Genomic DNA, 20,530 nt, shown 5'->3' with positions numbered 1-20,530 from the left:
TGCAGAAAAGATCCGCACAGGCTCCGAGCCCCATACGCACACAACATGTAGCCCGGATGCAATCCGGGGCAAGCCTTCAGGCTTCAGCGGCACTCCCGGATTACATCCGGGCTACCACTCCCCTGCGCCGTGCTGCTGCAACCAGGCAAGGAACTCCGCCTCGCCGAGCGGACGGCTGAAGTGATAGCCCTGGCCCAGCGAACAACCGTGCTGGCGTAGCCACTCCAGCTGGACGGCGGTCTCGACGCCCTCGGCTACGCACTCCAGGCCCAGGTTGCGAGCGATCAGCAGAATCGTGTCGACCAGCATCTGCCCGCTGGCCTCGCCTTCCAGATCGTTGATGAAACTGCGATCGATTTTCAGCCGGTCCAGCGGCAAGCGCTTGAGGTAGGTCAGCGACGAATAGCCGGTGCCGAAATCATCGATGGCGAAGCGGACCCCCAGGCGCTTGAGGGCATGCATGGCCTCGATGCACTGCTCGACATCCTGCAGCAGTACGCCTTCGGTGATTTCCAGTTCCAGGGCGTTGGGCGGCAGACCATGGAGTTGCAGACAGCTGCTGATGCGCTCGGCACAGCCGTTCTGGCGCAGTTCGCGCGGACTGAGGTTGACCGCCAGGACCAGCTGCGGCCAGTCGTCCTGCCAGCGCGCCAGGCTGGCGCAGGCATGTTCCAGCACCCAGTGGCCGAGTTCCTGGATCAGCCCGGTCTCCTCGGCCAGCGGAATGAACTGGCCGGGCGGGATATCGCCGCGCTCGGGATGCTGCCAGCGCAGCAGCACCTCGGCCCCGGCAACCCGCCCCGTGGCCAGCGCCAGTTGCGGCTGGAACACCAGGTACAGCTGATCGCGCGCCATGGCCTGGCGCAGCTCGCTCTGCAACTGCAGGCGCTGGTCGATCACCGCCTGCATTTCCGGGGCGAAGAAATGCAGGGCGTTACGTCCACCCTGCTTGGCCTGGTACATGGCGGTGTCCGATTGCTTCAGCGCATCGGCGGCATCCTGCCCCGGCAGCGGGTGCAGGGTAATGCCGATGCTGCCGCTGACGGCCAGCTCGTGACCGTTGATCAGGTAGCTGCCGCGCAGGTTGAGCAGCAGCTTCTCGCCCACTTCGGCCGCATGTTCAGCCGCCAATTCCGGGCTGGACGCCAGGTGTTCCAGCAGCACGACGAACTCATCGCCACCCAGGCGGGCCAGGGTGTCCTCGGCGCGCAGGCAGTCGCCCAGGCGCGCGGTGACAGCCTTGAGCAAGGCATCGCCGGTGGGATGGCCAAGGCTGTCGTTGACCGTCTTGAAATGATCGAGATCGATGAACAGCAAGGCGCCGTAACTGCCCTCGCGCTGTTCACGGGTCATCGCGTGCTGCAGGCGGTCCTGCAGCAGACGCCGGTTGGGCAGCCCGGTCAGCTCGTCACTGTAGGCCAGGCGCTCGATTTCGCGTTGGTAGCGCTGGCGTTCGGAGATGTCAGTAATGCTGCCACGGATCAGCAGCGGCTTGCCGGGCATGCGCACCAGTCGCACTTCGCAGGGCAGCACGCGCCCGACGCTGTCGCGGTGCAGCCACTCGAAGACCGGCGTATCGCCGCCGATTGTCATATCCAGATAGCGCTGCGCGAGTAGAGCGGAGTCCTGGCCATCGGCCTGGCGCGGCGGGCTCAGCTCGATCGGGTGGCGGCCCAACAGTTCGGCATGGCTGAGGCCGAACAGGCGCTGGGCGTTCTCGTTGGCCTCGATGATGCCGCCCTTGGGGCTGAACAGCACGATAGCCTCCGGAGCATGCTCGACCAACGTACGGTAGCGCGCCTCCGCCTCGTGGCGCGCGGTAATGTCCTCGATGATCGCCAGGCAGGCCTCCAGGCGGCCACCCTGCTCGCGTACCGCACGCAGGCTCAGGCGGCTGTAGATCACCGAACCGTCCTTGCGCAGAAAGCGCTTCTCCAGCTCGTAATCATCACGCTCGCCACGGCGAATAGCGTCGAACAGGGTCTCCTCCCGCTCGACATCCTGCACATGGGTAATCATCTGCCAGCTGACGTCGCACAACTCCTGGCGACTCCGATCGAGGATCTGGCAGAGCTTGAAGTTGACCTCCAGCCACTGGCCCTGCGGGGTGATCATGGCCATGCCGATCAGCGGCGCTTCGAAGAACAGGCGCAACCACTCGTCGCGTTCACGCAGTTGCTGCTCGGCCAGTTTGCGCGCGCTGATGTCCTGGATCGCGCCGTACAGGCGCACAACGCGTGTGCCATCCAGCTCCGGCAGGCCCTTCAGGCGTACCCAGCGCGAAGTGCCACGAGCACCATTGAGGAGTACTTCGAGATCGAAAGCCTGGCCGGTACGCAGAATCTGCGCCAGGGTCTGCTCCATCTTCAGACGACTCTGGGCATCGTATCGACTGAGCGCCACCTGCATCGACGGCGCCCCGGCAGCAGGTTCCATCTCGTTGAGGCGGAAGCAGCCATCGGTCCAGAACATGCGCTGGTCGGCCACTTCCAGAACCCAGCCACCAATATCGGCAATGGCCTCGGTCTGCGACAGTAGATGGGTCTGCCGCAGCAACTCCTCACGGCCCCTGGCTAGCTCCTTGGCCAGACGCTCACGCTCGCTGACATCCTGGTTGAGCGCGACGAAATGGCTGAGCTTGCCGCGCGCATCGAGCAGCGGCGCAATGGTCACTTCGTTCCAGAACTCCTCGCCGTTCTTGCGGTAATTGCGCAGCACCTCATGGTGCGGCAGACCGCGACTGAGAGCCTGACGCGCACGCTGCAAGGCGCCGTGGTCACTGTTGCCGGCCAGCAGCAGACGGCTACTACTGCCGAGGATTTCCGCACGGCTGTAGCCGCTCAGTTTCTCCATCGCCGGGTTGCAATAGATGAAGGGATTGCCGGGCTGGCGCGCGTCGGAAATCGACACGCCCAGGGGGCAGGACTGCAGCGCCTGGTTGACCAAGGCCAGCTCCTGCTGCATCGCCGCACTGCTGTGCAGGGTTCGGCGCAGGTCGCTGAGGGCGCGGCCGACCAGCAGCGTGGCGATCATCAACAGCAACAGACTGAAGTGCATTTCCAGGCGCTGCGGGCTGGCCCAGTCGAGATCGCTGAGCAGCACACCGGCCAGCGGCAGCGCCAATACGCTGAGCACAGTCAGGGCGGCGCCCCAGACGGCACCACTGAAACCCCAGAGCATGGCCAGCACCAGCATCATGGCGCCAATCAGCGGCAGGATCAGCAGCAGCGGCAACAGGCAGAGCAGCACCGGCAAGCCGACCAGCAGCGCGAGCAAAGCCCACCAGGGCGGGGTCTGCAGCCCGGCGCGGGCCGCGCCGTGCGCAGCCAACGGATTGCCCCGCGCCCAGCCACGCCGGCGCAGGCGCTGGGTCAGCCCGGTCAGCAGTGGCAGGGTCACTCCCAGGGCAATCAGGCTGTCGGCCAGCCACAGGGTCAGGCTCGCCTGGGCCCATTGCTCGCTCGCCAGCACGCCGGTCAGCAGCAGGTTGCTCTGTACGCCGAGCGCGGCCACCGCCGCCGGCACCAGCACACCCAGGAGGATAAAACGCACCAGGCTGGCCACCGTGGTCAGGGCCGCATCAAACTCGCGACCACGCAGAAACAGCCAGGCCACGCCGACAGCCAGGGTTTCCGACAGCGCATACAAGGGTGCCCAGCGCCAATCCAGCCCCCACAAGGGGATGCTCAGCAGGGCGTTGAGGTAGAGCGCCGGCAGGATGCGCGGCCCCCACCACAACAGCAGCGTCAGGCCGAGCGCGAACGGCAGGTACCAGAGCGCGGCGCCACTGACAAACTGGGTCGACAGGGACATCCAGGTTCCCAGATGGAACAGCGGCAACGGCAACCACCAGCTCCACCCCGGCAGTCGGTCCGAATCCACAGGCATGCTGACCTCGGCTAATCCATCTGAGCAGCATAGATCAGCGGCGCAGGCCTGAACTCATGCAAAAGCCCGCCGGATGGCGGGCTTTTGCAGAGCGTGGGGTCAGTTCACTGCGGGTTACTTTGCAGCTGCAGCGTGGGCTTCGGCGGCTCCGGCTGCGGCTCGGCGGCCTTGATCTGCAGCACCGGCTTGGGCGGTTGCGGCGGAGTTTGCGGGGCCTGCAGTTTCAGCTCGGGCTTCGGCGGTTGCGGCTCATTAGCCTTGAGCTGCAGCTGCGGCTTCGGCGGCTCGGGCTGCGGTTGCGGCGCCTTGATCTGCAGGCCCGGCTTAGGCGGCTCTACCGGCGCTACCTGCAGCTTGCCACTGCCACCCGGTTGCACGTTGAGGGTGCTGGTGCAGAGCACCTCGACCTCGACCTTGCTCGACTGCTGCTTGTTCGGCGCCAGCACATGCAGACGGTAGCTGCGCTTGACCAGCGTGCCCTGGCCCTGGGTATTGGCCTTGAAGCCACCGATACCCTGCTGCTGCGGCTGCGCATCCGGCTTGATGGTGACCTTCTGGTTGAGCACCCGCTGGGTCGCCTCACCCACCTTGCCCGGCAGGTTGCTGGTCATCTGCATTGCCGCGCCCTTGCCGCCGACTTCTTCCAGCCAGTACTTGATCTCGCCGCCACCGACACCCTTGATGGTGGCCTTGAGGTTCACCTCCGCCGGGCACACGCCCTTGAACTTGGCAGGCTGGGCGACCAGCTCCACGCTGGTAACCTGGAACTGTGCCGCTACACCTTGCGGGCCTTTCGGCGGGGCAACTTTGTCGGCGATGGTCGGGTTGCCCAGGCACTGGATGGTCACCGGCGCTGTCTTGTCCCACAGGTGGTACTGGTGATTGCTGGCTGGCCGCGACGTGTTCGGCCCGCCGCCCAGCTGGTAGAAACCGGCCATTTTCAGCGGCACATCGAGCTTGACGTTGAAGCCCTGGCGCAGCACCTGATTGAGGCTCTTGCCCTGCTTCAGGCGGTTGCTTTTTTCGAAGCCGCAATAGAGGGCGATATCGGCACCGGGGATGCCGTCACTCACCAGCAACTTGAACGGCAGATTGGCGTTGAGATAGCCACTGGCAGCCTTCACCTGGGCGGCACCGAGATCGAACATCTGCGATTTCTCGAAGTGCATCTCGCCATTCTTGGGGATATTCGCCTCGCCGACGTAAATCCGTGCCCAGGGCTTGCTCGGCTGCTGCGACCACTGGTGGGTATACTGGAAGCGCATTTTCACCGTGCTGCTGGGCACCACCGACCACTCGCCCTTCTGGTCCAGCTGCACCTGCAGGGTGTGTGGCTGGCCGCCATTGGGCACCGCCTTGATGGTGGCGGTAGCCGCCGGGTTGTCGTCGACGGCCTTGGCGGCGGTGCTGGCCAGCAACAGGGCCAGGCTGAGACTGCTGAGGGTGAAGCGGGGGTTGAACGCTTTCATGGTAGAGATCCTTGTAGGGGTGGCGATAAATTTGCCTTGCCACCCTCTGTCGTTGATCGCCACTGCAGCGGTTCAAATTATTTTTGCCGCTCGCGATAATTCTTCTGAGTAAAGCCGCTAAGCCAGGAATAGCGCGGCTCAGCGACAGCCGGGCAGGCGCGCCAGGCCGGCACCGTACTGCTCGTCGCGACCGTTCTCACCGAGATCGCGGGCCTGCGCCAGCAGCGCTTCGGCGGATGGCGCCAGGGCCAGGGCGGCGCTGACGAAAGGCGCGGCGAAGGAGGTGCCGCTGGCGTAGAAGCCCTGGCCATTGCCGTCCAGGGTCCAGATATCCTCACCCGGCGCCACCAGCGCCAGATGCCGGCCGAAGTTGGACTGGCGCAAACGCCGTAGCCGCGCATCCACCGCGCCCACCGCCAGCACACCGGGATAGGCAGCCGGATAACGCACGCCGGCCTGGCCGTCGTTACCGGCGGCCGCGACGAAGTCCATCCGTGCTGCGAGCTGCTCGAACAGTTCCGCCAGCAAACGACTGTGCGAGCCGCCGAAGCTCAGGTTGACCGCTTGCGGCGCTGGCTGCAGGCCGGCCAGCTGCTCCAGGGCGGCGATCACCCAATCGCTGCGGGTGTGCAGGCCGGCCGTGCGGTCTTCACCAAAAACCCCCAGGGCCTGCAAGCGCGCGCCGGGCAGCAGGCCAGCCACCTGCTCGCGGCCGACCAGCAACGCCGCCAGCGCGGTGCCGTGGCGCGCCGCCTCGCTGCTGCGGGCCAGGTACTGCGCCGGCGGCAGGCTCTGGTAATGCAGATCGGCACCGGCAAACTCACTCAGCGCACTGTTCACCGGGCCATCGAGCATGGCCAGCAGCTTGCCCTTGCCGCAGTCGACGGCGGCTGGCTGTTGGCGGCCCATGGCGCGCTGACCCCAGTTGCGCTGTTGCAACTCGGCCGCATCCGGCAACTGCAACGGCCGGTAGCGCTGATTGAGCTCCTGCTGCCAGTGCGGAAACTGCCGCCTTAGATCCGCTTCAAGTTGCTCCAGGTCGAGCTGCGCGGGGATGCGGTAGACGCTGAGCACCCGCTGCAGATTAGGCAGCTGCTGCCGGCGCAGGATCGACAGCTGGAACGCTTGCAAGGCCAAACGCTGCTGCTCCGCTTCGGCCAGATCGCGGCTGAACACCAGCCACTCGCGCAGCGCCGGCAGCTCCTGCGCCGGCGGCTGCACCACACCCCGCCACTGCTGGGGTGGCGCCTGCAGCATAGGCTGATCAAGCAGGCTGCCAGTGGCGCGGCGCGGCGGCGGGATCGGGATGCCGGCAGGTACTGACGGCGGCGCAGGTGGGATAAGTGCCGGCGCTGGCATGGCAGCCGGAGCGGTGGGAGTTGCCGCGGGCACGACAGGCGCCGGGGCAGACGTCGGCGCAGGGCCACCAGGCGCGGGCGGTGCACTGCTGGCGGGCGGGCCACCCGGAACGCCGGAGCTTGCCGGCCCACCAGCAGCGTCGCTGGCGGCCTGCAGCGGCAGGCTGAGAACCAGCGCCAGCAGCAGCCAGGGCTGCCTCATGGCTGCTCACGCGCCAGTAACGCGGCATGCTGTACCACCGGTTGCTGCTGCAACCACTGCAGCAGGGCCTGGCCATCGGCGAAGCGCCGATCCGCTGGCACATGCACCTGCACGATACCCAGCGCCGAAGGGCCATCCACCAGCACCGCATCGACCTCCAGCAACAGCCCACGTACCTGCTGCCACTGGGCATGCTCGACGAAGCGCAGCTGCACCCGGTAGCCACCACTGAGCACCTGTTGCTGGCCGCCACTCTGCAGCTGCCAGTCCGTGTCGGTCGACGCCGGGCGCATCAGGATGCCCAGTTGCAGCGCCACCACCAGGGCCGCGGCGGCCGCCAGTGAAGGCTTCCACCAGTCGCGCCGGGCCGCCACCGGCTCCTGCTGCAGGCTGCGCTGCAGGCGCGCCCAGCCCAGTTCGGCCGGTGCGCTGTGGGCGTTGTTGTGCTGCTGCTCCGCGTGCTTAACCGCCGGCGCCAGCTGGCGCAATCCGGCCAGTTTCTCGCGGGCCTCGGCAGAGCGTTGCAGCAACGCCTCGACCCGCACCCGCTCGTCGGCCGTCAATGTGCCGTTGAGGTACCAGGGCAGCAGGGCCCTTAGATCGTCGTCAGTTTCGCTGTTCATTGTTCACCTCCGCAGTCTGTACCCCTGAGTCGTCTGCGCCGGTGTAGCGGTTCAGTCTTTCTCATGCCTCGGCCCCTCCCAGCAGGCGCCGCAGACACTGCAGCAACTGCTGTTTGGCGTGCAGCATGCGGGTCTTCACCGTGCCATTGGGGATGGCCATGATCTCGGCGATTTCCGGGTAGGACAGTTCCTCGAAGAAGGTCAGGTAGACCACCTGGCGATGGCTGTCCTTGAGCCGATCCAGGCATACGCGCACCTGCTCGCCCTGCTGGCCCAGCTCGATGGCCAGGCTCATGGGGCAGCTCGCCTCCTCCTCGCCTTCGTCCAGGCTGGCTTCGTCGAGCAGTTCGGTGGGGCGCTTGCGGCGCAACAGGTCGATCGACTTGTGCCGGGTGATGCTCAACAGCCAGGTGCGCACCTGCGACTGGCCCTGGAAGCTGGCGGCGCGGCGCCAGACCTCCAGCATCACCTCGTTGAGCACCTCGGCAGCATCGGCCGCGTTGGCCACCGTGCGCATGGAGAACTGGTAGACCACGCCGTGGAAGCGCTCATAGAACTGGCGCAGGGCGCGCTGATCCTGGCCGGCGATGCGCAGCAGCAGTTGTACGTCCGTGTCTTCGCTCATGGCTGGTAGCGCACTCTCCATTCCTGGCTCTTGCCGATCAGCGCACCACCCTGGTCATGGGCGGTCACGCGCCACAGATAGTAACGCCCCGGCTCCAGCTTGTTGCGCATCAGCGCCGATAACGGGGTCTTGGTGGTGCTGGCCGGCAGCAGCATGCCCGCGACGAAACTGAGTGACTCGCCGAGCACTTCGACCTCGCCGGCATTCTGCTGGTCGAGACCGATGGCGAACAGCTGCAACTGGTAGACCACCGCGCCGTCCACCGCCCGCCACTGGAACGGCGTGGCCGCATCGACCACACCGCTTTGCGGGCTGGCGCTGATGGCCAACTGGGCAGCGGGTCCGCTGCCGCCCAATACCTCGTAGACGGTTTCCACGGTAAGGCTCTCGATCGGGCAACCGGAGTCCAGTACCAGGGCATCGGCCGGCACCAGGTCCTGGTTGGTCACGCAGAAGCGCAGCCGATACTTGCCGGCCTTGGCCGTCGGCAGTGGCGGACTGAACAGCGTGCTCTGCTGGGCGCTGCCGAGCTGGCTACGTACCAGCGTCAGGGTGCGATAGAACGGCTTGCCCTCGGTGCTGCCCGGCTCGGCCACCTGCCAGCGCCCCTCGACCAGGCCATTGCCGCTGTAGCCCAGCAGCACCTTGGCCTTCAGCTCAGTGGCCGGCGGCACCAGCTTGATCCGCTGGTTGTCGAGGAAGCTCAGACTCAGGCGCTGCACCAGCAGCTCGCCGTCGCGGTTTTCCCGCGGTGCACGCAGACCACTGCTGACCAGAGTGAGCACCACCTGCGCACTCAGGCTCTGGCTGCCGCTGGAGAACTCGCGCTGCAGGATCAGCCGACGCAAGCCGCGGGCATACCAGCCCTGCACCTCGCCCGCCGACAGCTCCAACTGCTCGCTGAGCAGGAAGGGCGTGCGGCCGCTGGCACTCAGGCCCTCGCCCAGGGTACTCAACACCGCACCGCTGGCTGGGTCGATGATGCGCGCGCGGCTGGAACTGACCCGCCCGCTGAAATCGTCAGTGGCCACCACCTGCCAGGCCAGAGCCAATACATTGCGCTGGCTGGCCAGCACCTGGCGCTGCGCCGGCTGGATCTTCACCGCGCGCAGGCTGCCCACCGGCTGGGTCGGAGCGGGTAGCACCAGCACCTGCTGGCCACGCACCGCACCGCCCCCCGCCAGGTCGGCAAAGTCGCGCACCAGCAGGACCCGGCGCAAACCGCTGCGCTGCCAGGCCTGCACCGTGGCCAGCGGCAGGCTGATGAACTCGCCGAACAGGAACGGCCCGCTACCGCCCTGACTGAGCGTGCCACCGACCGTGGCCAGGGTGGCGCCACCGGACGGGTTGATGATGCGTGCCGAGCTGGAGGCGGCGCCGCCACTGTGGGCAGAGCCCGCCGTGACACGCCAGTTGACCGCGAAATTGTTGTCCTGGTTGACCTGCAACTGGCGCTGGTTGGGCTGCGCCGTTGCCGCCAGCAGGGCAGCCTGGGCAGAAAGGGCAGGCAAGCCGAGGCAGGTAACCAGGGCGAGCAGCAGCCAGTGCTTGGAAAATCGGTTCATCGTTCACCTTCCTTTCCCTCCCCGGCCAGCGGCCAGGGCGGGGCATCAATATGTGTGGGTATCCCAACGCAGGTCGAAGCCCAGCAGTAGCTGCCAGTCCTCCAGGCCCTGGTCGTAGAGGTCGCTGTCCTGCTTGGCGTAACTGCTCTTGATGAACCAGTCGAGGCCGGGGTTGAGGCCATCGGGCTGCATCTGCGTCCAGGTCAGCTGCAGGTTGGCGGTCTGCTGCAGCATGCTGTCGCCGAGGAAGTCGCCATCGCCAAAGTGGCTGGTATCGCGGCCGCGGTAGTAGGAGGCATTCAGCCGCCAGCGTTCGGGCACTATCTGCCAGGCCACATCCAGGCCCCGGCTGACGCTGCGATAGAGATTGTCGTCGTCGCTTTCCTGCTGCTTGTTCCACTGCCAGCTGGTGGAAATGCTCAGCACGTCCCAGGGCATGTAGCCGATCTGCAGGGTGGTGAAGCGGTTGCGCTGATCGGACGGCGGTTCGTAGATCAGGTAGCCGTTCTGCTCCACCGCCTGCGAATCGTCGCGGGTTTCCTGCAGCGTGTGCTGCACCGACCAGTTCCAGCGGTTGTGGTAGAAATTCACCCCGACCAGGCTTTCACGTGTCTCGTCGTTGAGGTCGAAACCGACCAGCTGGGCGTCTTCGCGATCCTGGCGGCGGCGGGTCTCAGTCACACCGGCATTCAGCGAGGGCATGCCGAGGATGCGCCAGGGCAATGCGTTGCTGTCGACCATCGGGTAGTAGTAGAGGTTGAACACCTGGCGGTGGGCGACCTGGTCGGCGATGTCGTCCTGGTCATCGAGGTTGTTGGTCTCACGCGCCAGCTCGGCTTCCACCTGCAGGTTGCCGACGAAGGCCTGCCAGTTGGCGCGATCCAGCTGCAGGTCGCCGGGCAGCGAGAGGTTGCCCAGGGTGAAGAAGTCCAAGCCCACTTCGCGCCGCTGCAAGGTCAGGTTCCACTGGTCGAACGGTCCGGAGGGGAACCATTCGCCGGAGCTGAACTGGGTCTGCAGGTCGTGCGAGGTATCCGTGCGCGCGTCTTCGCCGATGCCGAGGCCGTCGCTGTCGAAGCTGGAGTGGGCGTAGTCGCCATGCAACCACAGGCTGTTGTTGCCCAGACGCGAGTCGACCGCAATATTCCAGCTGTCGCCACCGTAGCGGGTCTGCTGATCCGGCGACCACCAGCCGATGCCACTGTCGGTGGTTTCACCATTGATATAGGCGGTGCTGAACTGCAGCCATTGCGGGTTTTCCTGCAGCGGGGTGAAGGTCAGCAGGCCGCCGGCACTGCGCTCCTCACTGCTCTGCGGGTAACCGAGGCGGCGCCGGTAGTCGGTCAGCGGCTCGCTCTGCAGGCCGAACACCTCCAGCTGCAAGGGACTGTTCAACGCATCGCCGAGGGTCAGCGCCACGCCGCGGCGCTGGTAGGCGCTGAACAGCAGGTCCTCGCGCAGCACGTTGTAGGTGCCCAGGGCCAGGCCCTGGCGAGTCAGGCCCGTGCCGCGCGAGGCGGCCAGGCGGTAGTTGGGCAGCTCCCATTCGTAGCCGTTGGGGTTGTTCTCGCTGAGGTTGTCGTACAAGGCATCCAGTTCACCCTGCCACTGCCAGTCGGCGCCGGCACCCTCGCCGCGGTAGCTGATCCCGCCATTACTGGCGTAGCGCGGGCTATCGGGGTAGTTGGCGGCATCCTTCTCATCGACCCGGTAGTTGTTGCTGAGCAGGCCGTAGAGGGTATAGCGATGGGCGAGCGGGGCAGCGTCCTGGGCATAGGCATCGACCGTGGTAGCGGCCTCTTCGCTGGCAGGCTCCGCCGCCAGCACCTCGGTCGTCTCCGTCGCCGGATCGGGCGCGGCCGCCGTCTCGTCGCTCGCCTGCGGCGCGCTGCCTGCAGCGACTTCGACGCTGGCTTCGAGCAGGGTGGCGACGTTGCCGTTGGCATAGAACACCAGCACCAGCAGCGGGTGGCTGCCATCCGCCAGCGGGCTGGGCATGTCGAGGAGGAAATCGCTGTCGCTGCGGCTGATCAGGGCGCTGACGTCGTAACCATCCAGCTCCACGGCCAACTGGTCACCGGCACCCAGCGTCTCCAGACCGAGCACGCTGAAACTCAGGCGGGTCTGCCCGGGCGCCAGGTTGAGCACATCCTCGGCCGCCGCCTGGCCGGCCAGGCTACCGAGCAGGAACACCGCGCAGCAGCGGCGGGTGTTGGTGATTAGCCGATGCACGATGCTCATGACCATACCTGTTCCTGGTTGCCAGCCCAGCGACCACGCGCACTCGGCGGAGTAGCCGGCGAGGTTCACTGGAGCACAACCGCGGCGCTCTGCGGCGCACGGTCGGGTTGTGGGGTGCCACGGCCGCACACTGGCACCGTGGCCCATGCCGGCTGACGGTCCTGCAAAGGCGCCTTCACGCATGCAGCCGGGCTGCACACATCGTAGACCAGGGGCGGGACAAGCAGGAAAACACGGGGTGAGGACATCGGGTGGCACTCCGGGAAAAAGACTGTCACCCCTCTGTCGTAGTCTCGCGTGCCAGCGGTTCACTTTATTTGCGTGGCTGAGCAATGCGGCCGCGCAAATGAAAAAGCCCGCCAAAGGGCGGGCTCGTTCATCTCGGTGCAACTCAGGCCGTAGCCGGGCGCAACGAATAGGTCTTCAACTGCTCGGCGAACTCGCGCAGCGACTGGATGCCACTGGCCTCGGCCTCGTTCACCCACTGCTTGATCGCTTCAAGCATGTCGTGGCCGTTGCTGCTGGTCTTGACCCAGATCTGCTGCAGGGCCAGGCGCTTCTCATAGATCACCTTGAGTGCCTGGCTCTGCTCCAGCATGCGCTGGATGCGCGCCTGGTGGGTTTCGTCGAGCAGGCTTGGCTCACGCGAGAGCAGGCGCTTGGCGCGGCGGAACTGATGACGTACCGACTCGTCGGCCTTGGCCAGTTCCTGCTTGACCAGCGGCGCGATGACCAGCTTGCGGTACTGCGCCATGATCTGGAAACGGTTGTTGAGGATGGCCATGGCGGTGTCCATATCCAGGCTGCGCTTGCCTTCCACGCGATGGGCAATCGGCGCCACGCGCTGCACCTTGGCCATGCGCAGGAAGCTGAACAGCTGGATCCAGGCCCAGCCCATGTCGAACTCCCACTTCTTCACCGACAGCTTGGCGCTGTTCGGGTAGGTATGGTGGTTGTTGTGCAGTTCCTCACCGCCGATCAGGATGCCCCAGGGCACCAGGTTGGTAGCGGCGTCGCGGCACTCGAAGTTGCGGTAGCCGACGGCATGGCCGAGACCGTTGATCACACCCGCCGCCCAGACCGGGATCCACATCATCTGGATCGCCCACACGGTCATGCCGAGCACACCGAACAGGGCCAGGTCGATCACTGCCATGGCAATGATGCCGCCCATCGGAAAACGGCTGTAGACGTTACGCTCGACCCAGTCTTCCGGGCAGTTCTTGCCATAGATGCGCAGGGTGTCCGGGTTCTTGGCTTCCTGCTGATAGAGCTCGGCGCCGGTGCGCAGCACGGTGCTCAGACCTTTGATCACCGGGCTGTGCGGGTCATCCACGGTCTCGCATTTGGCGTGGTGCTTGCGGTGGATGGCGGTCCACTCGCGGGTGTTCTGGCCGGTGGTCATCCACAGCCAGAAACGGAAGAAGTGCTTGAGGGCGGGGTGCAGCTCCAGCGCGCGGTGCGCCGAGTAGCGGTGCAGATAGACGGTGACGCTGACGATGGTGATGTGCGTCATCACCAGGGTGACCGCCACCAGTTGCCAGACCGACAGGTCGAGTAAACCGTTGTACCACATGGAAGGTGTTGCCTCGCAGGGAAGAGAGAGACGGCCCGGATTGCAGGCTCGCCCGCATTATCTCTTAGTGCAGGGATAAAGCCAGTACACCCTTAGAAGGGAATACTCTGGATGGCGACTTATCTATAATGTGCGCCCGCGCACGTTTTTTTGCCGCCCAGGCAGGCCTCTCTCCCGATGAAATTCCAACGCAGTCCGCTGCAGCTCACCCTGCTTTACCTTGTCGTCGCCCTGCTCTGGGTGCTGGGCAGTGATGCCCTGCTGCTCGAGCTCGGCCTCGACCGCGAACACCTGGTGCGTTACCAGTTGCTCAAGGGCTGTGTCTTCGTCCTGCTTACCGGCCTGCTGCTGTACGCCGCACTGATACAGCACCAGCGCGAGCAGTCACTCATCCGGCACCATATCAAACGCAGCGAGGAGCGCCTGACCCTGGCCCTGGACTCTGCCCAGGAAGGCCTGTGGGACTGGGATCTGAAGAGCCAGAACGTGTTCTACTCGCGGCGCTACTGCGCCCTGCTCGGCTACACCCCCGAGCAGTTCGGCAACAGCCGCAGCGACTGGGAAGAGCGCCTGCACCCGGAAGACCGCAAGCTGGCCAACCAGCGCTTGCAAGCCCTGCTCGACGAACGCACGCCCTACTACGAAGGCATCTACCGTCTGCGCCACCGTGACGGCGACTACCGCTGGCTGCTGGCGCGGGGCCAGTTGCTGCTCGATGAGGCGGGGGAGCCGAGCCGCTTTATCGGCACCTCCGTGGACATCACCCAACGCCGCGCCGACGAAGAAAGCCTGCGCCAGGCCGCCGCCGTGTTCGACAGCACCCAGGAAGGCGTACTGGTCACCGACCGCGAGCAGCGCATCGTCCACGTCAACCCGGCCTTCAGCCGCATCACCGGCTACAGCAGCGATGAAGTGCTCGGGCAGAGCCCCAAGCTGTTCAAGTCCGGGCGCCATGACGCGGCCTTCTACCACAGCCTGTGGCACGCTCTGGAGCAACGTGGCGCCTGGAGCGGCGAGATCTGGAACCGGCGCAAGGACGGCGAAGTCTTCCCCATGTGGCAGTGCATCCGCAGCATCCACGACGAAGCCGGCAACCTCAGCCACTACGTCGCGGTGTTTTCCGACATCAGCGCGCTCAAGCGCTCGCAGCACGAACTGGATTACCTGGCCCACCACGACCCGCTGACCACCCTGCCCAACCGCCTGCTGTTCAGCGAACGCATCGAGCAAGCGCTGCAGCGCGACAAGCAGCGCGGCGCCCTGCTGCTGATCGACCTCGACCACTTCAAGATCATCAACGAAAGCCTTGGCCACAATACCGGCGACCAGTTGCTCAAGCAGATCGGCGAACGCCTGTGTGGCCGCTTCGACAAACAGCTGACCCTGGCGCGCCTGGGCGGCGACGAATTCGGCCTGCTGAGCAACGACTGCGCCCACGCCGAGCAGGCCTCGCAGCTGGCCCAGCGCCTGCTCGACAGCCTTGCCGAGCCGTTCAGCATCGACGGCGAAACTCTGTTCATCGGCGCCAGTATCGGCATCAGCCTGTTCCCCGATGACGGCAACTCGGTCGAGCAACTGCTGCGCAACGCCGACTCGGCGCTGTTCCGCGCCAAGAGCAGCGGCCGCCAGACGTTCAGCTTCTACAGCCAGGATATGACCACCCTGGCGCGCCAGCGAGTCAAACTGGAGGCCGAGCTGCGCCAAGCCCTGGAACAGAACCAGCTGCGCGTGTACTACCAGCCGATCCACCGCCTCGACGACGGGCGCATGCTTGGCGCCGAAGCTCTGGTGCGCTGGCAACACCCCGAGCGTGGCCTGGTGCCGCCCGGCGAGTTCATCCCGATGGCCGAAGACAGCGGCTTGATCGGCGCCATCGACGCCTGGGTGCTGGAGCAAGCCTGCCTGCAGATGTGCCAATGGCTGCAGCAGGGGGCACAGCTGGAATTCGTCGCGGTCAACGTCTCCAGCCGCCTGTTCAGCCGTGGCGAGCTGGACCTGCGCGTCGCACGGGTCCTGGCGCAAACCGGTCTCGACCCGGCGCGCCTGGAACTGGAAGTGACGGAAAGCGCAGTGATGGACGACCCCGATCGGGCCCTGGAACTGCTGCAGCACCTGCGCAGCCTGGGCGTGCGCCTGGCCATCGACGACTTCGGCACCGGCTATTCCTCACTGGCGCGCCTCAAGCGCCTGCCGGTGGACAAGCTGAAACTGGACCAGAGCTTCGTCCGCGGCCTGCCCAACGACGCCGAAGACGCCGCCATCGCCCGTGCGGTAATCACCCTCGGCCAGAGCCTGGGCCTGCGCGTGCTGGCCGAAGGTATCGAACAGGAAGAACAGGCCGTCTTCCTCCGCGAACTCGGCTGCACCCTGGGCCAGGGCTACTGGTTCGGCCGCCCGCAGCCGGCCGAACAGTTGCTGGCGACAGCGGCGAGCGCCTTGTAGGGCGGGTGCAACCCGCGTGCTGGGCATCACGGGTTGTAACCGCCCTAAGCGCCTCAGAGCTTGGCGATCGACACCTCGGTCGATTTGACGAAGGCGATTACTTCGCTGCCAACGCCCAGTTCCAGCTCGCGCACGGAGCGGGTGGTGATCACCGAGGTGACGATGCCAGCAGCGGTCTGCACGTCGATTTCCGACAGCACGTCGCCTTCGACGATTTCCTTGATGGTGCCTTTGAACTGGTTGCGTACGTTGATGGCTTTGATGGTCATGGTATTGCTCCTTGGATCATGGGTAGCCCGGATGCAATCCGGGACAGGGGTTTGCTCAAAGCGCCCAGCGCAATTGCGTGGGCAGGGGTGAAACGGGTTCTGGCTGGGGCGGCAGTTCAGGCAACGCCAGCACGCGGTTGAGCACTTCGGCTTCCAACGCGGCCAGGCGCGCCGAGCCACGCTGGCGCGGACGCGGCAGCTCGACCGGCAGATCGAGACCGATCTGGCCGTCCTCGATCAGGATCACCCGGTCGGCAATGGCCACGGCCTCGCTGACGTCATGGGTGACCAGCAGCACGGTGAAGCCATGCTGCTGCCACAGACGCTCGATCAGTTGCTGCATCTCGATACGGGTCAGGGCATCCAGGGCGCCGAGTGGCTCGTCGAGCAGCAGCAGGCGCGGCTGGTGGATCAGCGCACGGGCCAGGGCCACGCGCTGCTTCTGTCCGCCGGACAGCGCCGCCGGCCATTCGTGGGCGCGGTCGGCCAGGCCCACCGCCGCCAGTGCCTCGCGGGCCTTGGGCTGCCAGTCGCCGGACAGGCCCAGGCCGACGTTGTCGATCACTCGCTTCCACGGCAGTAGACGGGCGTCCTGGAACATCAGCCGAGTGTCTTCGCGGGCAGCGGACAAGGCCCCCTTGCCGGCCAGCAGCTGGCCACCGCTGGGTGCATCCAGCCCCGCCAGCAGGCGCAGCAGGGTGCTCTTGCCGCAGCCGCTGCGCCCGACTATCGCGACGAACTGGCCGGCCGGGATATGCAGGTTGATGGCGTTCAGTACCTGGCGCTCGCCGAAGGACTTGTGAATACCTTCAATGGCCAGGGGAATGCCCTGGCGAATGCTGTGCAGGGCGCTCATTGGCCACCTGCCTTGGCCTGGTAGGCCGGGTGCCAGCGCAACCACAGCCGCTCCAGGCCACGGGCGGCAACGTCCGCCAGCTTGCCGAGTAGCGCATAGAGCAGGATCGCCAGCACCACCACGTCGGTCTGCAGGAACTCGCGGGCGTTCATCGCCAGGTAGCCGATGCCGGCACTGGCGGAAATGGTCTCGGCCACGATCAGGGTCAACCACATGAAGCCCAGGGCGAAGCGCACGCCAACCAGGATCGACGGCAGCGCGCCGGGCAGGATCACCTGCCAGAACAGGCCGAAACCTTTGAGACCATAGCTGCGCGCCATCTCCACCAGCGACGGATCAACATTGCGGATGCCGTGGTAGGTGTTGAGGTAAATGGGGAACAGCGTGCCGAGGGCGACCAGGAAGATCTTCGCGCTCTCGTCGATGCCGAACCACAGGATCACCAGCGGGATCAGCGCCAAGTGCGGTACGTTGCGGATCATCTGCACCGAGCTGTCGAGCAGGCGTTCGCCCCACTGCGACAGGCCGGTAATAAAGCCCAGCAGCAAGCCCAGGCCGCCGCCGATGGCGAAACCGATAGCCGCGCGCTGACCACTGATGGCCAGGTGCGTCCAGATCTCGCCACTGGCAAGCAGCGCCCAGCCGGCCGCCAGCACCGCGCTCGGCGCCGGCAGGATGCGCGTGGACAGCAGACCGGCGACCACGGCGATCTGCCAGGCCGCCAGCAGCGCCAGCGGCAGGGCCCAGGGCGCCAGGCGCAGGCCAATTTTGTGTAGCGTTTGCGTCGACATGCTCAACGCTCCTTCCTTCGATTCGTTGCGGTGGAGTGAGGCAATGGCTCCGCCCCTCTCCCTAACCCTCTCCCCAGAGGGGCGAGGGGATGTTCTATGTTGCCGGCTACGCCGAGCTCGACCACTACCCCGCCAACCCCCTCTCCCATTTATGGGGCGAAGGCGGAAACAGCGAAGCCCTGCTTCGCCCGCTGTAGCGCCCTGAGCCATGCGAAGGGCCGGGGCGCGGAGCGGGGCTGGGGAGAGGGTGCCTTTCAACTCGCCGCTGCCGCCTTGGGCAGAATGTCGCTGGAGATCATTTCGCCGAACGGGCTGACGTAGCCGCGGCTCTGCGGGCGCTCCGGCTGGGCGACATCCAGGTGCGGGAACAGCAGCTCGGCGACCCGGTACGACTCTTCCAGGTGCGGATAGCCGGAGAAGATGAAGGTGTCGATGCCCAGCGCGGCGTATTCCTTGACCCGCGCGGCCACAGTCGGGCCGTCGCCGACCAGTGCAGTGCCGGCACCGCCGCGTACCAGTCCGACCCCGGCCCAGAGGTTGGGACTGACTTCCAGCTTGTCCTTCTTGCCGCCGTGCAGGGCAGCCATGCGCTGCTGGCCGACCGAGTCGAAGCGCGCCAGGGAGGCCTGGGCGCGAGCGATGGTGTCGTCATCGACATGGCTGATCAGCTTGTCGGCGGCCTTCCAGGCCTCTTCGTTGGTCTCGCGCACGATCACGTGCAGGCGGATGCCGAAGCGCACTTCGCGGCCCTGGGCGGCAGCCTTCTCACGCACCTGGGCGATCTTCTCGGCCACCGCGGCTGGCGGCTCACCCCAGGTCAGGTACAGCTCGACCTGCTCGGCGGCCAGATCCTGCGCAGCATCCGAGGAACCGCCGAAATACAGCGGCGGACGCGGCTGCTGGATCGGTGGGTAGAGCAATTTGGCACCCTTCACCTGGATATGCTTGCCGGCGTAATCGACGGTTTCGCCTTCGAGGACGCGGCGCCAGATGCGGGTGAACTCCACCGAGGCTTCGTAACGTTCGGCGTGGGACAGGTTGAGGCCGTCACCGGCCAGTTCGTCCGGATCGCCACCGGTGACCAGGTTGAACAGCGCGCGGCCGCCCGACAGGCGATCGAGGGTCGCGGCCTGCCGCGCCGCCACCGTCGGGGAAATGATCCCGGGGCGCAGGGCAACGAGGAATTTCAGCTGTTGCGTCACCGGGATCAGCGAGGCGGCGACCAGCCAGGAATCCTCGCAGGAACGCCCGGTGGGGATCAGCACACCGCCGAAGCCGAGGCGATCAGCCGCCTGGGCGATCTGGGTGAGATAACCGTGATCGACGGCGCGCGCGCCCTCGGCGGTGCCGAGGTATTTGCCGTCGCCGTGGGTGGGCAGGAACCAGAAAATATTCAGGCTCATGGAGGAGTCTCCTTGTTCAGGCGTTGCCCGGATGCAATCCGGGGCGGGATTTCCCGGAGTGCATCCGGGCTACTCGAAGCATTTGAGTGACAGTCCTCTCTCCCGGCCCTGCGGGCCACCCTCTCCCATTTATGGGAGAGGGGCTGGGGCAGATGGAAGGCCGTTACTGCTGGGCCACCTTGGCCGGCGGTCCATCTGGCCGAGTCCAGATCACGTCCTTGATGGTCAGGCGCTTGGGGATCAGCTTGAGGTCGCTGAAGGTGTCGGCGATCTGCTGCTGCGCCTCTACCACCTCGGGGCTGATGAACTGCGCGCCGTAGGCCTGGCGCTCAACCGCCGTGCGGGTGATCGCCGGCGACAGGCCGAGCAGCGGCGCCACCTGGTCAGTCGCCTCGGCACTGTTGGCGCGGGTCCACTCGCCGATGCCACGGATTTCCTCGACCAGCACGCTGACCACCTCGGGGTTCTGCAGCGCGTAGGGCTTGGCGGCCAGGTAGAACTGGTGGTTGGCCACCAGACCCTGGCCATCGCGCAGGCTGCGCGCTTGCAGCTGATGCTCGGCGGCCGCCAGGAAGGGGTCCCAGATCACCCAGGCATCCACGCTGCCACGCTCGAAAGCAGCGCGGGCATCGGCCGGCGGCAGGTACACCGGCTGGATGTCGCTGTACTGCAGACCGGCGTCTTCCAGGGCACGCACCAGCAGGTAGTGCACGTTGGAGCCCTTGTTCAGGGCGACTTTCTTGCCTTTCAGCTCGGCCACCGACTGCAGCGGCGAATCCTTGGGCACCAGGATCGCCTCGCTGGTCGGCGCCGGAGGTTCGTGGGCGACGTAGAGCAGGTCGGCACCGGCCGCCTGGGCAAAGATCGGCGGTGCTTCGCCGGTGGTGCCGAAGTCGATGGAGCCGACGTTCAGCCCTTCGAGCAGCTGCGGGCCGCCGGGGAACTCGGTCCACTGCACCTCGATGCCCTTGTCGGCCAGGCGCTTCTCCAGCGAACCCTTGGCCTTGAGCAGCACCAGGGTGCCGTATTTCTGGTAACCGATCCGCAAGGTCTCGGCTTGTGCTGAGGTGATAGCGCCGAAGGAAATGGCCGCGGCAAACAGGGCGACCAGGCTCCGACGCAAAGTGATAGTGCGCATGGCGCTCTCCTTTGCTGTGGTTTCTTGGTTGGCTACCTGCTTGCCCGTTGGCGGGCGAGTAAGGCGGGGGTTAGGTGTTGTTCC

General features: G+C 66.0%; 14 protein-coding genes. 1 reads left to right on the top strand and 13 read right to left on the bottom strand.

The window, feature by feature from the left end; all coding sequences use genetic code 11:
- Positions 1-111 precede the first annotated feature (111 nt).
- The 8 genes from H3H45_RS05915 to desA all read right to left on the bottom strand — a co-directional run bounded on the left by H3H45_RS05915 (position 112) and on the right by desA (position 13,547).
- The gene (locus H3H45_RS05915; RefSeq protein WP_182832784.1) at positions 112-3,888 is read right to left on the bottom strand and encodes a sensor domain-containing protein; all 3,777 of its coding nucleotides are present in this window, start codon (positions 3,886-3,888) and stop codon (positions 112-114) included.
- Positions 3,889-3,992: 104 nt separating this feature from the next.
- Entirely contained in the window at positions 3,993-5,357 is a 1,365-nt protein-coding gene (locus tag H3H45_RS05910) for a hypothetical protein (RefSeq protein ID WP_182832783.1), read from the bottom strand.
- A gap of 138 nt (positions 5,358-5,495) precedes the next feature.
- Positions 5,496-6,917, bottom strand: coding sequence for a S8 family serine peptidase (locus H3H45_RS20270; RefSeq protein ID WP_182832782.1), 1,422 nt, complete (start codon positions 6,915-6,917; stop codon positions 5,496-5,498).
- Complete coding sequence (locus H3H45_RS05900) at positions 6,914-7,540, bottom strand: anti-sigma factor family protein (protein ID WP_182832781.1); 627 nt, start codon at positions 7,538-7,540, stop codon at positions 6,914-6,916. Before H3H45_RS05900 ends, H3H45_RS20270 begins: the two co-directional genes overlap by 4 nt.
- 61 nt (positions 7,541-7,601) lie before the next feature.
- Entirely contained in the window at positions 7,602-8,165 is a 564-nt protein-coding gene (locus tag H3H45_RS05895) for a sigma-70 family RNA polymerase sigma factor (RefSeq protein WP_182832780.1), read from the bottom strand.
- Positions 8,162-9,730 carry a hypothetical protein gene (locus H3H45_RS05890; protein WP_182832779.1) on the bottom strand — a complete coding sequence of 523 codons (1,569 nt, stop codon included), beginning with the start codon at positions 9,728-9,730 and terminating at the stop codon, positions 8,162-8,164. Before H3H45_RS05890 ends, H3H45_RS05895 begins: the two co-directional genes overlap by 4 nt.
- 45 nt (positions 9,731-9,775) lie before the next feature.
- Positions 9,776-11,971, bottom strand: a complete 2,196-nt coding sequence (locus tag H3H45_RS05885; RefSeq protein ID WP_182832778.1) for a hypothetical protein — start codon at positions 11,969-11,971, stop codon at positions 9,776-9,778.
- A gap of 391 nt (positions 11,972-12,362) precedes the next feature.
- Positions 12,363-13,547, bottom strand: coding sequence for a delta-9 fatty acid desaturase DesA (gene desA / locus H3H45_RS05880; RefSeq protein ID WP_182832777.1), 1,185 nt, complete (start codon positions 13,545-13,547; stop codon positions 12,363-12,365).
- 177 nt (positions 13,548-13,724) lie between these two features.
- On the opposite strand from desA, the gene dibA reads away from it, so the two are divergent.
- Positions 13,725-15,989, top strand: a complete 2,265-nt coding sequence (dibA, locus tag H3H45_RS05875; protein ID WP_182832776.1) for a phosphodiesterase DibA — start codon at positions 13,725-13,727, stop codon at positions 15,987-15,989.
- Positions 15,990-16,042: 53 nt separating this feature from the next.
- On the opposite strand, the gene H3H45_RS05870 is transcribed toward dibA, so the two are convergent.
- From H3H45_RS05870 to H3H45_RS05850, 5 genes are all read right to left on the bottom strand, one after another.
- On the bottom strand, positions 16,043-16,258 hold the full coding sequence (locus H3H45_RS05870; RefSeq protein ID WP_013793202.1) for a TOBE domain-containing protein: 216 nt from the start codon (positions 16,256-16,258) through the stop codon (positions 16,043-16,045).
- Positions 16,259-16,313: 55 nt separating this feature from the next.
- Positions 16,314-17,114, bottom strand: coding sequence for an aliphatic sulfonates ABC transporter ATP-binding protein (gene ssuB, locus H3H45_RS05865; RefSeq protein WP_182832775.1), 801 nt, complete (start codon positions 17,112-17,114; stop codon positions 16,314-16,316).
- Positions 17,111-17,905 (bottom strand): aliphatic sulfonate ABC transporter permease SsuC, encoded by a 795-nt coding sequence (ssuC, locus tag H3H45_RS05860; protein ID WP_182832774.1) that lies wholly within the window; start codon positions 17,903-17,905, stop codon positions 17,111-17,113. The genes ssuB and ssuC overlap by 4 nt, the downstream gene beginning before the upstream one ends.
- Before the next feature lie 254 nt (positions 17,906-18,159).
- A complete protein-coding gene (gene ssuD, locus H3H45_RS05855) occupies positions 18,160-19,308 on the bottom strand; it encodes an FMNH2-dependent alkanesulfonate monooxygenase (RefSeq protein ID WP_182832773.1) in 1,149 nt (382 codons plus the stop codon).
- Between the two features lie 163 nt (positions 19,309-19,471).
- Positions 19,472-20,446: a sulfonate ABC transporter substrate-binding protein gene (locus H3H45_RS05850; protein WP_182832772.1), complete on the bottom strand. Its 975-nt coding sequence runs from the start codon at positions 20,444-20,446 to the stop codon at positions 19,472-19,474.
- Positions 20,447-20,530: the final 84 nt, after the last annotated feature.

Origin of the sequence: Aquipseudomonas guryensis, assembly GCF_014164785.1 — a bacterium.
GTDB classification, from domain to species: Bacteria; Pseudomonadota; Gammaproteobacteria; order Pseudomonadales; family Pseudomonadaceae; genus Aquipseudomonas; species Aquipseudomonas guryensis.
Note: the sequence above shows the minus strand (reverse complement) of the source record. Positions and strands in the feature narration are given on the sequence as shown.

Excerpts from the sequence above, each read along its gene's own strand:
- H3H45_RS05915 (WP_182832784.1), bottom strand. The coding sequence starts at position 3,888 with ATGCCTGTGGATTCGGACCGACTGCCGGGGTGGAGCTGGTGGTTGCCG.
- H3H45_RS05910 (WP_182832783.1), bottom strand. The coding sequence starts at position 5,357 with ATGAAAGCGTTCAACCCCCGCTTCACCCTCAGCAGTCTCAGCCTGGCC.
- H3H45_RS20270 (WP_182832782.1), bottom strand. The coding sequence starts at position 6,917 with ATGAGGCAGCCCTGGCTGCTGCTGGCGCTGGTTCTCAGCCTGCCGCTG.
- H3H45_RS05900 (WP_182832781.1), bottom strand. The coding sequence starts at position 7,540 with ATGAACAGCGAAACTGACGACGATCTAAGGGCCCTGCTGCCCTGGTAC.
- H3H45_RS05895 (WP_182832780.1), bottom strand. The coding sequence starts at position 8,165 with ATGAGCGAAGACACGGACGTACAACTGCTGCTGCGCATCGCCGGCCAG.
- H3H45_RS05890 (WP_182832779.1), bottom strand. The coding sequence starts at position 9,730 with ATGAACCGATTTTCCAAGCACTGGCTGCTGCTCGCCCTGGTTACCTGC.
- H3H45_RS05885 (WP_182832778.1), bottom strand. The coding sequence starts at position 11,971 with ATGAGCATCGTGCATCGGCTAATCACCAACACCCGCCGCTGCTGCGCG.
- desA (WP_182832777.1), bottom strand. The coding sequence starts at position 13,547 with ATGTGGTACAACGGTTTACTCGACCTGTCGGTCTGGCAACTGGTGGCG.
- dibA (WP_182832776.1), top strand. The coding sequence starts at position 13,725 with ATGAAATTCCAACGCAGTCCGCTGCAGCTCACCCTGCTTTACCTTGTC.
- H3H45_RS05870 (WP_013793202.1), bottom strand. The coding sequence starts at position 16,258 with ATGACCATCAAAGCCATCAACGTACGCAACCAGTTCAAAGGCACCATC.
- ssuB (WP_182832775.1), bottom strand. The coding sequence starts at position 17,114 with ATGAGCGCCCTGCACAGCATTCGCCAGGGCATTCCCCTGGCCATTGAA.
- ssuC (WP_182832774.1), bottom strand. The coding sequence starts at position 17,905 with ATGTCGACGCAAACGCTACACAAAATTGGCCTGCGCCTGGCGCCCTGG.
- ssuD (WP_182832773.1), bottom strand. The coding sequence starts at position 19,308 with ATGAGCCTGAATATTTTCTGGTTCCTGCCCACCCACGGCGACGGCAAA.
- H3H45_RS05850 (WP_182832772.1), bottom strand. The coding sequence starts at position 20,446 with ATGCGCACTATCACTTTGCGTCGGAGCCTGGTCGCCCTGTTTGCCGCG.